Here is a 14,611-nt window from a genome sequence, read left to right as displayed (position 1 = left end):
AAAGTAAAAGTAAAAGTAAAAGTAAAAGTAAAAGTAAAAGTAAAAGTAAAAGTAAAAGTAAAAATTAACATTCACCTTCATAACGAATAGTTTGAGTTTTTATTTTACCATTTTCTCCAGGGAAATCTTTAAACATAGCTGCTAATAATTGATCGAATACACCTGCAATAACATCGCACTCTCCGATGCTCTTCACTCTTGATTCATAGACTTTCTTAGCTTGGTTTTTATTGTCGGTTGATGCGGAATTAAGTTTTAAGGATTCAGCTTCAACAATATCTAATGCAAAAGAAATAGTGTACAGCGTAATTAAGCTGGTAGGGTTACTGGTTGCAGCGTATTGCGGCATGACATAGCGCCGACCAGGAAAGGCGCTTCGCTTATCATCTTCATCTGTATAAAAGGCATAGGGGCCAAAAATGGGAGTGAGTACAACGGAAGTTTTACCATTATCTATACCATAGGCCACAATAGCAATGTACTGGGCCGCGTTTGCGCTATTTACAATTGAATAACCAGCCATTGCGAGTTGGATTTCAATTTTCTTTTTATAATTAGCAAACTCTAGTGAGTTGCTTTTATCAATATCCGCAGACACCACAAATATTTTACCTGAGCTATGGTAATTCTGTTGATAAAAAGCAGTTGTTTTAGTGTCTATCTTAAGCGTTGAACAAGCCGAAATAAAAAGTATTAATGAAAGTAGGGCGAATCTGTGTAGATATTTCATTATAAATCCTCATTAATTAATCTAAAAATTTTATTCATCGCGTAAGATTGATGACCCTTTGATTAATGTATTTCTACTCAGAATAAGCAGAGCGATAATGGGCTATGTTCCAATTATATTCAACTATGTTTCAGCGATGCACTTTATGCACCTATCAATAAACAATCTAGCATGCTGGCTGTAATGTAAAACATGATGACAGAAAAGGTTGTTTGAACCGTGAGTTGGCTCTAATAGTCGTATCAAATCATTAATCAATATTTTAATAAACGGTGATGACTTTTGCCTTGAAGATTGATTTTTAATACAGATCTTTAATACCACACCTAATACAGCTTGGTGTCGAATCAAGAATGAGGAATATTAATAGTTAACAATTAAGCATTTCAATAGAATCAAGTTATTTTTAGTACAAGAAAGAGTGAAAGTGTGTTCACACTGGCATTAAAAATGCGTTTGACCATTAAACATCATACTGATTAAACCTTCACGAAGTGCGCCATTGGAAAGTTGCATCGACTGAATATTTAAGGATTCAAATAGCGCGATTAAAATAGCTAACCCACTTGCAAAAACAGGCATTCTGGACTCTTCTAAGCCAACAATATTCAGCCCCTGTATGGTTTGGCACTGTATACATTGTTGCTTAATGTTGTGCAGTAGTTGTAATGACAACGCTTGGCTTAAATGCTGTGCTTGATTGACTTCATTAACTGCTTGAACAGTGCCTGAGGCGCCTAACGTTAATTGCCATTGGTGTTGTGCGTATTGTGTTTTAACCGTTGAAATAACCTGCTTTGCTGCATTTATTGCATTATTAAAATTATATTCATTTAATAAACCATCTGCAAAATAATGATTTAACCAGGTAACACAGCCAATATCTAAACTATTTGCGACATGAATATGATTGGCTTTTCCTAGTACAAGCTCTGTACTTGCTCCACCGATATCGATTACTAACAGCTCTTTGTCTGTTTTTTCAGTAAAAGAAACGCCTTTAAAAATCGTTTCAGCTTCTTGAATCCCTGAAATAAGATTAATAGGGTGGTTAAGGATTTCTTGTGCAGTACTTAAAAAAAGTTGATTATTAGTGGCGATACGCAGGGCTGCCGTGGCAGTAATGAGAATGCAGACAGGTTGAATTTCATCCAACAGCAGTCTGAAGTCTTGTAGGCAAGCCCAACCTTTTTCCATAGTGCCTAAATCAAGTTGTTTTTGCCCATTTAATCCGGCGGCTAAGCGCACCTTTTGCTTATGCTTTGAGACGACGTTAAAACCATTAGCTTGTTTGGTGACTGTAAGCATGTGGAAACTGTTCGAGCCTAAATCAATAATGGTATAACGCGCTGTTGCCATATTATCTTTTATGTGACCTATGATAGTTGTCTTTGCGATTATTTGGATGAACTTTATATTTAGTTACTTTCATCACTGGTAAAGAATCTAATAATGAGTCTTTATCGTATTCGCTAACGGGAATATTATGCTTAATATACTCTTCAATGGCAGGTAAATTAAAGACATATTTTTCACAGGCTAAACTTATCGCTAATCCTTTTTCACCTGCACGGCCGGTTCGACCTATTCGGTGAACATAATCTTCACAGTCATCGGGCAAGTCAAAGTTAAATACGTGTGATACTTTTGGAATGTGTAAACCACGTGCTGCAACATCCGTTGCGATCAGAATATCCACATCACCTTGAGTGAATTGTTCGAGAATATGCTCACGTTTTTTCTGCGGTACATCGCCCGTTAATAGGCCTGCACGATGACCGTCACCCGCTAAATACCCCCATACTTTTTCACAAGCATGTTTAGTATTAGCAAAAACAATCGCTTTTTCTGGCCATTCATCTTCCATTAAACTAAGTAACAACAACATCTTATCTTCGTTTGATGGGTAAAACAGTTCTTCAGTGATATTAGCTGAAGTCATTACTTCAGGTTCAATTTGAACATGCTCTGGGCTGTTCATATGTTCAAATGCAAGCTCTTGTACTTTGTGTGACAAGGTAGCAGAAAATAATAGGTTTAAACGTTGCTCTGCTGCAGGCATACGACGGAATAAATAACGAATGTCTTTAATAAAGCCTAAATCGAACATGCGATCTGCTTCATCTAAGACGACACTTTGTATCGAATCTAAGTTAATAACACCTTGTTTTACGAAGTCGATGATACGCCCCGTAGTCCCAATTAAGATATCAACGCCTTTTTCTAGTTTATTTTGTTGAATTTCAACTTTCTCGCCCCCATATGCTAAACCAAGGCGTAAAGATGTTGATTTCGAAAGTGTGATTGCATCTTTATGGATTTGAATCGCAAGTTCACGTGTAGGTGCTAAAATAATAGCTCTAGGTTGGTTCTTGCGGCGATTTTCAGGTGCATCGTTAGTTAATAGGTGATGGAAAACGGCAGGTAAAAATGCCAAAGTCTTGCCTGTACCCGTTTGAGCTTGGCCTGCGATATCTTTACCTTGTAAGGTAATTGGCAGTGACAAAGCTTGAATCGGCGTACAGTATTCAAAACCTATAGCAGTTAAACCTGAAAGTAGACTTGGCTCTAGAGGCAAGTCTGAAAATTTTGTTTGAGTTAGGTGTGTTTTATTCATTTGCAGAGCATAGCAGTTTATACTTGCAATAAATATTGAGATCGATTCAAATATCAAAAAATATATTTTACCAGTGAGCATGTTATAATAACTTTCTACTAGTAAATCTTTTCTGGAGATAAAAATGAGCGAAAATATCGTAACTTTAAGTGATGCAAGTTTTGACACTGACGTTGTAAATGCAGCTGGTCCTGTTTTAGTGGACTTTTGGGCTGAGTGGTGTGGTCCTTGTAAAATGATTGCACCAATTTTAAGTGAAGTCGCTGTTGAATATGCAGGTAAAGTAACTGTTGGTAAATTAAACATTGACCAAAACAGCGAAACTCCACCAAAATTTGGTATTCGTGGTATCCCAACTTTATTATTATTTAAAGATGGAAAAGTTGCAGCAACTAAAGTTGGCGCACTTTCTAAATCACAACTTACAGAGTTTTTAGACGCTAACGTTTAAATATTCTTCTCAGAATGAGGTTAAGTTAATCTAGCTTAATCTTCATTCTGGACAGTTCCAATTATTAATGCTACCTTTACGCTCAAATTATGAGCAATTCATTTTTACGCTATCCAAATACACGTTATCTACCCAATTAATCCATATTAAAACATCAAAAGAATTATGAATCTAACCGAATTAAAAAATACTCCCGTTTCCCAGCTTGTTGAGCTCGGAAGTTCGATGGGGCTTGAAAATTTAGCCCGTCTTAGAAAACAAGATATTATCTTCGCAATATTAAAAGCCCATGCTAAAAGTGGTGCTGATATTTTCGGTGCTGGTGTTTTAGAAATCTTACAAGATGGTTTTGGCTTTTTACGTAGCTCGGATAGTTCTTATCTAGCTGGCCCAGATGATATCTATATTTCCCCTAGCCAAATTCGTCGTTTCAACTTGCGAACTGGTGACAGTGTTGAAGGTAAAATAAGACCGCCTAAAGAAGGCGAACGTTATTTTGCATTGCTGAAAATTATGCAAGTTAATTTCGACAAACCAGAAAGCTCCCGCAATAAAATCTTATTTGAAAACTTAACTCCTATCCATCCTGATGAGCGTTTCCGTTTAGAGAATGGTAGTGGTAGTACTGAAGATATTACAGCACGTATTCTAGATTTAGTTTCACCGATTGGTAAAGGTCAACGTGGTTTGATTGTTGCACCGCCAAAAGCCGGTAAAACAATGTTGCTACAAAATATCGCGCAAAGTATTTCAATTAATTATCCTGAAGCTGAATTGATTGTTTTATTAATCGATGAGCGTCCTGAAGAAGTAACTGAAATGCGTCGCTTAGTACGTGGTGAAGTAGTAGCATCAACATTTGATGAGCCTGCTAGCCGACACGTTCAAGTTGCGGAAATGGTTATCGAAAAAGCGAAACGTCTTGTTGAACATAAAAAAGACGTGGTTATTCTGCTGGATTCAATTACACGTCTCGCACGTGCTTATAACACCGTTATTCCGAGTTCTGGTAAAGTACTAACAGGTGGTGTTGATGCCAATGCATTACATCGCCCTAAGCGTTTCTTTGGTGCCGCTCGTAATGTAGAAGAAGGCGGTAGTTTAACTATCCTTGCTACTGCACTTATTGATACGGGTTCTAAAATGGATGAAGTTATCTATGAAGAATTTAAAGGTACAGGTAACTCAGAGATTCATCTAAACCGTAAATTAGCTGAAAAACGTGTTTATCCTGCGATTGATATCACTCGCTCTGGCACTCGTCGTGAAGAGTTATTGACTAAGTCTGACGAGTTACAGCGTATGTGGATCCTGCGTAAGATTGTTCATCCTATGGGTGAAATTGGCGCAACTGAATTCATGATCGATAAGTTAGGATTGAGTAAAACCAATGATAGCTTCTTTGATGCAATGAAAAATCAAAAAGCAAAATAATTGATTTTGTTTTATTGAATAATAACGCTACTTAGGTAGCGTTTTTTTTACTTTAAATTTTATCTTGGACACTGATCACCCCAAACTTGATAAGTTACTGAGTGGAATTATGATTATGCTTTCATTCAATTAAGACATTACTCATTTTTATCAGTAAACTTGATCAGTTATTGACTATCTTCCGTATTAATCTTAGATAATGACCCACATAACAAGATTAACCGTTCAATATAATAAGCAGGTGAATATGAAGTTTGATGATTTGCGTGATTTTTTAAATCAACTAGAAGAAAAAGGGCTATTAAAGCGTATTAGCCAAGAAATAGACCCGAATTTAGAAATGACTGAAATATCCGACCGTACGCTACGTGCTGGCGGACCTGCCTTGTTGTTTGAAAACCCTAAAGGTTATACAACACCCGTATTAACTAATCTCTTTGGTACTACTGAACGCGTTGCATTAGCAATGGGTAAAGAAAAAGTGAGTGAATTGCGTGAAGTCGGTGAATGGCTTGCTTATTTAAAAGAACCTGAGCCACCTAAAGGCTTAAAGGCAATGTGGGAAAAACTGCCTATTTTCAAACAAGTTTTAAATATGCCCACCAAAAAGGTAAGTTCACCTGCTTGCCAAGAAGTTGTTATGGAAGGTGACGACGTCGATTTAACTAAATTACCTATTATGAAATGTTGGCCTGGTGATGTTGCTCCGTTAATTACTTGGGGGTTAACAATTACTAGAGGACCGTATAAAAAACGCCAAAACCTAGGTATTTATCGTCAGCAGTTGATCTCTAAAAATAAAATTATCATGCGTTGGTTATCACATCGTGGTGGTGCGATTGACTTTCGTGAGTGGCAAGAAGCAAATCCTGGTAAACCTTTCCCTGTAAGTGTCGCTTTAGGCGCTGATCCTGCTACTATTTTAGGTGCAGTGACCCCTGTTCCTGATACCTTGTCTGAATATGCTTTTGCTGGCTTGTTACGTGGTTCACGTACTAAAGTCGCCAGTTGTTTAAGCAATGATTTAGATGTGCCCGCTACGGCTGAAATGATTTTGGAAGGTTATTTGATGCCAGGTGAAGAAGCACCTGAAGGGCCCTATGGTGACCATACCGGTTATTATAATGAAGTTGATGATTTTCAAGTGATGACAGTAACCCATGTTACGACTAGAAAAGACCCTATTTATCACAGTACTTATACTGGGCGTCCACCCGATGAACCTGCGATTCTTGGTGTGGCATTAAATGAAGTATTTGTGCCTATTATTAAAAAACAATTTCCTGAAATCGTTGATTTCTATTTACCGCCAGAAGGTTGTTCGTACCGAATGGCAGTAGTATCGATGAAGAAAAGTTACCCAGGGCATGCCAAGCGAGTGATGTTAGGTATTTGGTCTTTCTTACGCCAGTTTATGTACACTAAATTTATTATTGTATGTGATGATGATGTTAATGTTCGAGATTGGAATGATGTTATGTGGGCAGTGACTACACGAATGGATCCAAGCCGTGATACCACATTAATTGATAACACACCTATCGACTATTTAGATTTTGCTTCTCCAGTATCTGGCTTAGGCTCAAAAATGGGGTTGGATGCAACTAACAAATGGCCCGGTGAAACCACCCGCGAATGGGGAACGCCTATTGTGATGGATGAAGCAGTAAAAGAAAAAATAGATGATCTTTGGAATGAGTTGGATATTTTGTCATAATATACTCATTATATCTTGAATGATCACAAGGATAGATAGTTGATTAAATGTTAATGATATGGTCAGCTATCATGATCCAAATAATCATTACCGCCAACACAATTAAAAGAGAAATTAATGCCACAAATTACTTGTAATGTTGCTTCAATTGAGAAGTTAAATGCGTTTTTATATCGTGTGTTTTTAGCGCCAACCAGCAGTGCACCTTTTAAAGCGGGTCAATATGTTTCTGTGGTAATGGGAGAAGGCGATAAACGCCATTTCTCAATTGCAAATACACCTTCAAGTGATTTAATTGAGTTACATATTGGTGCCACCGAAGATAATAAATATGCAATGCAAGTTGTTGAGAAAATGCAATCGGGTGAGTCAATTGAAGTTGAAATTGCTAATGGTGATGCTTATCTGCGTGAATCATCACCTCGTCCAATTATTTTAATGGCAGGGGGAACTGGCTTTTCTTATGTGAAATCATTGCTTGAACAAATTGTAGAGTCAGATCTACAGAATCCTGTTTATTTATATTGGGGTGTTAAAGAGTATTCGCATTTCTATTTTGAAGAACAAGCCAAAAGCTGGTCTGTCGAACATCAAAATATTCATTTTCATCCCGTTGTTGAGCTACCTGAAATACATTGGCAAGGTAAACATGGTTACGTTCATCAAGCCGTATTAGATGAGTTTAATGATTTATCTGAGTTTGATATTTATATTGTTGGTCGTTTCGAAATGGCTAAAGTAGCCCGTGAAGATTTTATTAAAAAAGGGGCGCTAATCGACCATATCTATGGCGATGCATTTGCATTCATTTAATATTCTTTCAAGTGGTAACATTTGTTATCACTTGGTAATAGCTACTACTGGATTTCAATCGTTTGATGGTAAATAAAGTACTCTCTGCAGCAACAGATACCGATCAGTTATTTCTTCGCTTCTTAGTCGGCAAAAGTAAAGTCTATAAAGAAGAAGACTATAATGATGGTCTAAATGAACAAGAAATAGATCCACAAAATAGCGATCCTAATCAGCAAAGTGGTTGGCATCAGCGTACTCTATTAAGCGTTGAAAAAGAACGTAAAATGCGTGTTTTAGAGGAAAAAAAATTACAACAAAGGCGTGAGGCGTTATTAGTCCGTGATTTTCAGCAATTACTATTAACCACTATTGATGAAAAGCTAAAGGATACTCAACGTGTATTGTGTGAACACCTACAAATGCATCAACAATGTGTTGATTTACTAACGGCGCTGATTGCTAAAGAGACACGTTATTCAGTCTTAGCTGAGTTATTAGACTTAAATCCATATGCGCGTAATCATGTGATTGGTCTTGTTTCGAGTGAAGATTTTATGGCTTTATTAGGCAGACAAAAACGTATTGTTCATGATGTGCAAACCGCTGTTGGTATGATCGGTACTAATGGATTGCGTTATTTAATTCCAGCATTGATGTTTAAACATCGTATTAATATTTATAATCAGCATAATCGTTTGTTTACTAAAAAGCTGTGGCGCTATCAATTGACCTTAGGTCAAGCTTGTACTTCGTTAATGTTAGAGGCGGGATACCGTCATCCCTATGAAGGGCAGATGTTATCTGCGATGCTCAATTTTGCTTATACTGCCGCTTTTCATCAATACCTAGCCTCATTTGAAAATGTCCGCTCGCGCTTGATTTTAGAAGCTCGTGAACAAGGTGAAAGCATGCGCCATGACTTTTTTCATGACCTTAAGTCTGATCTTGCTTCATTGCAGGCGTTATTGATCACTAAATCAGATCTAATGATGAGCGTTACGCTTGCGACTCCAGTATTCTCCAAGGACTTTCCTCATTTAGTTACTGCATTATCTGAAGAAGTAAAAAATATCGATTTTGACTCTCGTTCTGTGTTGGGACAAATTCTATCCAAAGCCGTTTATTTTGCAAAATATGAGCAATTACGCGCAGCTCGTTTATTCAAAGATGAATGGTTAGCGAGTTATTTTAAGACCGCTCACATTGATAAAGCAACTTTTAAACTCTTGTCTAAACAAGAGTTATTTCGATTTAAACCCGACTGGTAGATGTTTGAAATATGCTCGCTGAAATAGCCAAAATCGTGTAAAATACGTCATCCATTTTATAGAGAATTAAAACATGCCAAGTAACATCGATAAGTTTAGTGATATTCGCCCATATAATGACCAAGAGATACAACCCGCGATCAAGCGTGTCATTAATAGCGAAGAGTTTATTGATGCGATATTAAGTTTTCGTTTTCCTAAGCTATCAAAATATTTGGGTTTTGCGCTTAAACCCTTAGTGCGACAATATTTACTGTATAAATGGCGAAAAATTAATAGTATTGATCAAATGCAAAAGATCATGGGACGTTATGTACAGCGCATGATTGACTCAACCACGACTAATTTCACTTATTCTGGATTAGAAAATTTAGATGCGACTAAAAATTATTTGTTTGTGTCCAATCATCGTGATATTGCCATGGACCCTTCTTTTGTTAACTGGGCTTTGTATTCAGAGGATTTTAAAACAGTACGTATTGCGATAGGTGATAATTTACTTAGTAAACCATTTGTTTCAGATTTAATGCGTATGAATAAAAGCTTTATTGTGAAACGTTCCGTGGTTGGCGTGCGTGAAATGATGAAATCCTTATCGCATTTATCAGATTATATTTGTAATTCCCTAAAACAAGACAGCAGTATTTGGATTGCACAAAAAGAGGGACGTGCAAAGGATGGCTTTGACAAAACAGATCCTGCAATTATTAAAATGTTTTATGTGAATGGTAAAAAACAAAAAATACCTTTTGCTGAATATATTAATTCTTTAAATATTGTTCCCGTTGCTGTTTCTTACGAGCTAGATCCCTGCGATCAACAAAAAGCACGTGAGTTATATGAAAAAGCAGAGTTTGGAGAATACAAAAAAACTGAATTTGAAGATATCGAGAGTATTGTTAGCGGTATTATAGGGCAAAAAGGTCATGTACATGTTTCATTCGGTACTCCTTTGCAAAGTGAGTTTGAAAATGCAGATCAAGTAGCAGAAGAGATTGATGCTCAAATTTATCAGAACTACTTTTTACACCCTTCTAATTTGATAGCTGCCGAGCAAGATGTTGATAATATTCCTGCAGAAGAAATTGCTGCCTTTAAGGCTCGTATTCAAGCGATAAAACCAGAGTTGCAGGATACCGTATTAAAAATGTACGCAAACCCTGTAGGGCATTACACAAGCTAATTGCCACTAAATAACTGATTTACTCTATTTGTTATGCACATTCAATAAATTGTTGAATGTGCATTTTTCATTTTTATTTCACCTCTATCTACTTGAAAGATAAAGTTTAATTTCAATGTTTTGTGCTACCTCAAATTTTCAACAAATTCATTAACAGAGTTATCCACAGATTGTTCCATGTTGAAAGTAAATGTTTATTTTCCGCTAATACCTATTAGTAGGTGATAATTAATAGCTAATTTCTACTATTGGTTAGCACTTTTTACTTTGCCTTTTTTAATAACTTGCCGTTTGTCGATGACAATATAATAAAACGTGATCACTATTTTATGTCGTGTAGGTATACTAGGTAACAATTTTATCTGATTGGTAGTTAATCTATGGCTGTAGTTCCTGAAAATCCCTTTGTCCTTGTTGATGGGTCCTCTTATTTATACCGTGCTTTCTTTTCTCCACCACATTTAACTAATTCTGCAGGCGAAGCGACCGGCGCTGTTTATGGCGTTGTCAATATGCTGCAAAGTTTATTAAAGCAATTTAGCCCGACTCATATTGTGGTGGTCTTTGATGCGAAAGGAAAAACCTTCCGTGATGATATGTATGGTGAATATAAAGCTAATCGCCCTAGCATGCCTGATGATTTGCGTAGTCAAATAGAGCCATTACACGCAGTAATAAAAGCAATGGGTTTGCCTATTTTAACTATTCCGGGCGTAGAAGCCGATGATGTGATCGGTACGTTAGCTTTACAAGCTAGCAAGATGGGGATTAAGACCCTGATCAGTACTGGTGATAAAGACATGGCGCAGCTGGTAGATGATCATACCTTTTTAATTAATACCATGACCAATAGCGTACTGGATGTTGAAGGGGTCAAAGAAAAGTTTGGTATTCCACCTGAAATGATCATCGATTACCTTGCGTTAATGGGAGATAAAGTCGATAACATTCCTGGCGTTCCAGGTGTGGGTGAAAAGACAGCTCTCGCTATGCTACAGGGGCTTGGCGATATGGATTGTATTTATGAAAATTTAGATAAGTTAGCTGATTTAGGCTTTCGCGGTAGTAAAACCATGGCTAAGAAGATGCAAGATAACGAAGCTATGGCTCGTTTATCTTATCAATTAGCAACCATTAAGTTAGATGTTGAATTAGAGCAAGGTTATGAAGATTTCAAACCTTCTCCGCAAGATACAGATCAATTGATTGAGCTGTTTGGAAAATTAGAGTTTAAGCGTTGGTTAGCATCATTATTAGCGGGTGATAATTTAGTAGCAAAAGCTTCTTCATCACAAGAAGGGCAATTCATTGCACCTATAGAAGCTGCTAAATCGATGGTTGATCGTGAAAGCTACAAAACGATTTATACAAAAGGTCAATTGTTACAGTGGATTAAAAAATTAAAACAGGCAGATGTTTTTGCTTTTGATACTGAAACTACTAGCTTAGATTACATGAAAGCTAAAATTGTAGGGCTTTCTTTTGCTATTCAAACCAATGTAGGGGAAGAAGCTGCTCCTATTATTGAAGCAGCATACTTGCCTTTAGCACATGATTATATCGATGCACCTTCGCAATTAGACTTAACTGAAACGCTTGAATTGCTAACCCCATTATTAAGTTCTGATGAATATAAAAAAGTGGGACAAAACCTTAAATATGATCGCAGCGTATTATTGAATCATGGTATTACATTAGGCGGTATTGCTTTTGATACGATGCTGGAATCTTATGTGTTAGATAGCACTGGTAAACATGACATGGATACCTTGGCATTAAAATATCTAGGACACAAATGCATCAGCTTTGAAGATATTGCAGGTAAAGGTAAGAAACAACTTACGTTTAATCAAATTGCGATTAAAGAAGCAGCCCCTTACGCTGCTGAAGACGCTGATATTACGTTGCGTTTACACCTTGAATTACAAACACGATTAAAAGAAACACCTGAGTTATTAAAGGTATTAGATGAAATAGAAATGCCGTTATTAACCGTCTTATCTGAGATAGAAAGAGGCGGTGTAGAAATTGATAGTAAATTACTTGGTGTACAAAGTGTTGAAATTGCTAAGCGTCTATTAGAGTTAGAGGAATTAGCCTATGAAGAAGCAGGTAAACCTTTCAATCTAAGTTCTCCGAAACAGCTACAAACTATTTTGTTTGAAGAGTTAAACATACCGGTTATTAAGAAAACACCAAAGGGTGCACCGTCTACTGCAGAAGAAGTGCTTCAAGAGTTAGCTTTAACTTATCCATTGCCTAAGTTGATTATTGAGCATCGTGGTTTAAGTAAATTAAAATCTACTTATACCGATAAACTACCGTTAATGGTTAATGCTGATACCGGTCGTCTGCATACTTCTTATCATCAAGCAGTCACCGTCACAGGACGTTTATCTTCAAGCGATCCAAATTTACAAAATATTCCAATTCGTAGTAGTGAAGGACGCCGCATTCGCCAAGCGTTTATTGCTCAACCTGGATACAAAATTGTGGCTGCCGATTATAGCCAAATTGAGTTACGTATTATGGCTCATCTATCACAGGATGAAGGGTTATTGGCCGCTTTCTCAAGTGGTAAAGATATCCATAAAGCAACTGCTGCTGAAGTGTTCTCTGTTAGTGTCGATGAGGTGACCGTTGATCAGCGCCGTAGTGCTAAAGCGATTAACTTTGGTTTAATCTACGGTATGAGTGCATTTGGTTTAGCCAAGCAATTAAATATTGGTCGTCAAGAAGCACAGACTTACATGGATCGTTATTTTAGTCGCTACCCTGGAGTATTAACTTATATGGAAGATACGCGTCTAATTGCTAATGAAAAAGCTTACGTAGAAACTATTTTTGGACGTCGACTACAGTTACCTAATATCAATGCTAAAAATGGTATGTTGAAGAAGGCGGCTGAGCGGGCCGCAATCAATGCACCGATGCAAGGTACCGCAGCTGATATTATCAAAAAAGCGATGATCAAAATGGCTGAGTGGGTGAAACAAAAGCCGGATGGTGCGGTACAAATATTAATGCAAGTCCACGATGAATTGGTATTTGCTATTAAAGAGCAGTTTGTTACCGAGTATACAAAAGAGATCCAAGCGATTATGGCCAGCGCTGCAGCATTAGATGTGCCATTAATTGCGGATGCAGATGTTGGAGATAATTGGGATGAAGCACATTAATTTTGAACTTAATTAAAATTTACAGGACAAATAATATGAAGATATAACATTGTCCATGCTTTCTTCTTATTCCCCTCAATATGTGTTGCGTGTATTGAGGGTTTTTTTTGGCTATTTTTTAGGTATATTTTGGGTGCAGAATGACACCATAGGTAAACTCAAAGGAGGCGAATGGGATTAATTCGGTTTGGTAAAACAAATCTCGATATAGGCATTACCTTTATCAGATTTAAAAGGCATTAATACTTTAGAGCCATTAACTTGATGACTAATCGAATGGTTTTCACCGGTAACAACAATAGGTGTTGCCATGTCAAATTCAAAGCCTTTTTCACCCAATTGACGCTTGGCACCACCTGCTACCATGTTGGTGATTTCACCCACCATATCCGTAATATCATCAGAGATATCCTCGATTTTTTCACCAACCATCATTTCAAATACATTTAATGCTAATTCTCTCTCAAAACTAATTGAAAATGATCCTGAAGTCGTTGGGCCAACCATACCAATTAATCCAGAAACATCACCACGCGCGACTGTATCTTTTTTTAAGCTCGGGCGTCCTGGTTTAATATCTAGCATCGCCATGGTTTTTAATACGTTAATAAATGAGGATAAAAACGGGTTAACAAATTCTGCATTCATAGTTTAATTACTGCTCATAATGATTAAGTGGGTTAATTTTTTATGCTACTAATTATAGAGGCAGGTTTCACAAATTCCATGCGCTTCTAATACTTTATTGGTAATTTTAAAGCCAAACTGTGAAGCTTTCTCAGAAAATGCCTCATCAATAACAGGATCACTCAATTCAATGACCTTTTTACACTTATTACAGATCAATAATTGCATCGCATGTTCGCAACCTAAATGACAACACATTAAATAAGAATTTAAAGATTCTATACGATGAATAAAGTGGTTTTCTAATAAAAACTCTAATGCACGATAAATAGTCGGTGGCTTAGCTTTGCTATCAAATGCTTGTAATTGCTCTAATAACTCATATGCCGTGATCGCGCCTTTATGTTCAGCCATTAGAGTGAAGACTTGTTGTCGTACTGCGGTAAAACGTACGTTGTTAGCTTTACAAATATCGATAGCGCGAGCAAGTAGTGGAGATGGCTTTATTGGTGGCATTGTTGAATGCGTTATTGACATAGTTACGTACTTTTTCAGTGAAAGAATCAATATAATAGCATAGCAATAGTAGATTAAAGAGTGCAATTCATAA

The 14,611-nt window shown here is 36.9% G+C and carries 12 protein-coding genes; 7 read left to right on the top strand and 5 right to left on the bottom strand.

The window, feature by feature from the left end; all coding sequences use genetic code 11:
- Positions 1–64 precede the first annotated feature (64 nt).
- From H592_RS0105275 to rhlB, 3 genes are all read right to left on the bottom strand, one after another.
- Positions 65–730 (bottom strand): DUF4136 domain-containing protein, encoded by a 666-nt coding sequence (locus H592_RS0105275; RefSeq protein WP_028867861.1) that lies wholly within the window; start codon positions 728–730, stop codon positions 65–67.
- Between the two features lie 444 nt (positions 731–1,174).
- On the bottom strand, positions 1,175–2,089 hold the full coding sequence (locus tag H592_RS21525; RefSeq protein ID WP_037070974.1) for a Ppx/GppA phosphatase family protein: 915 nt from the start codon (positions 2,087–2,089) through the stop codon (positions 1,175–1,177).
- 1 nt (position 2,090) lies between these two features.
- Positions 2,091–3,347, bottom strand: coding sequence for an ATP-dependent RNA helicase RhlB (gene rhlB / locus H592_RS0105265; protein ID WP_028867860.1), 1,257 nt, complete (start codon positions 3,345–3,347; stop codon positions 2,091–2,093).
- Positions 3,348–3,471: 124 nt separating this feature from the next.
- Here rhlB and trxA point away from each other — a divergent pair, with 124 nt between their 5' ends.
- The 7 genes from trxA (at position 3,472) to polA (ending at position 13,374) form a co-directional block, all read left to right on the top strand.
- The gene (gene trxA, locus H592_RS0105260; RefSeq protein ID WP_025563658.1) at positions 3,472–3,798 is read left to right on the top strand and encodes a thioredoxin TrxA; all 327 of its coding nucleotides are present in this window, start codon (positions 3,472–3,474) and stop codon (positions 3,796–3,798) included.
- Between the two features lie 165 nt (positions 3,799–3,963).
- Entirely contained in the window at positions 3,964–5,232 is a 1,269-nt protein-coding gene (rho, locus tag H592_RS0105255; RefSeq protein WP_028867859.1) for a transcription termination factor Rho, read from the top strand.
- A gap of 247 nt (positions 5,233–5,479) precedes the next feature.
- On the top strand, positions 5,480–6,949 hold the full coding sequence (ubiD, locus tag H592_RS0105250; protein WP_028867858.1) for a 4-hydroxy-3-polyprenylbenzoate decarboxylase: 1,470 nt from the start codon (positions 5,480–5,482) through the stop codon (positions 6,947–6,949).
- 117 nt (positions 6,950–7,066) lie between these two features.
- Complete coding sequence (fre, locus tag H592_RS0105245) at positions 7,067–7,762, top strand: NAD(P)H-flavin reductase (RefSeq protein ID WP_028867857.1); 696 nt, start codon at positions 7,067–7,069, stop codon at positions 7,760–7,762.
- Between the two features lie 65 nt (positions 7,763–7,827).
- Complete coding sequence (locus H592_RS0105240) at positions 7,828–9,012, top strand: HDOD domain-containing protein (protein WP_037070971.1); 1,185 nt, start codon at positions 7,828–7,830, stop codon at positions 9,010–9,012.
- A 73-nt stretch (positions 9,013–9,085) separates the two neighbouring features.
- Complete coding sequence (locus tag H592_RS0105235) at positions 9,086–10,195, top strand: lysophospholipid acyltransferase family protein (RefSeq protein ID WP_028867855.1); 1,110 nt, start codon at positions 9,086–9,088, stop codon at positions 10,193–10,195.
- A gap of 380 nt (positions 10,196–10,575) precedes the next feature.
- The gene (gene polA / locus H592_RS0105230) at positions 10,576–13,374 is read left to right on the top strand and encodes a DNA polymerase I (protein ID WP_028867854.1); all 2,799 of its coding nucleotides are present in this window, start codon (positions 10,576–10,578) and stop codon (positions 13,372–13,374) included.
- 177 nt (positions 13,375–13,551) lie between these two features.
- On the opposite strand, the gene H592_RS0105225 is transcribed toward polA, so the two are convergent.
- Together H592_RS0105225 and H592_RS0105220 are read right to left on the bottom strand one after the other, a co-directional pair.
- Positions 13,552–14,022, bottom strand: coding sequence for a chemotaxis protein CheX (locus H592_RS0105225; protein WP_028867853.1), 471 nt, complete (start codon positions 14,020–14,022; stop codon positions 13,552–13,554).
- A gap of 48 nt (positions 14,023–14,070) precedes the next feature.
- The gene (locus H592_RS0105220; RefSeq protein ID WP_245600367.1) at positions 14,071–14,538 is read right to left on the bottom strand and encodes a transcriptional repressor; all 468 of its coding nucleotides are present in this window, start codon (positions 14,536–14,538) and stop codon (positions 14,071–14,073) included.
- Positions 14,539–14,611 lie beyond the last annotated feature (73 nt).

It is taken from the genome of Psychromonas arctica DSM 14288 (assembly GCF_000482725.1).
Lineage (GTDB): Bacteria > Pseudomonadota > Gammaproteobacteria > Enterobacterales > Psychromonadaceae > Psychromonas > Psychromonas arctica.
Note: the sequence above shows the minus strand (reverse complement) of the source record. Positions and strands in the feature narration are given on the sequence as shown.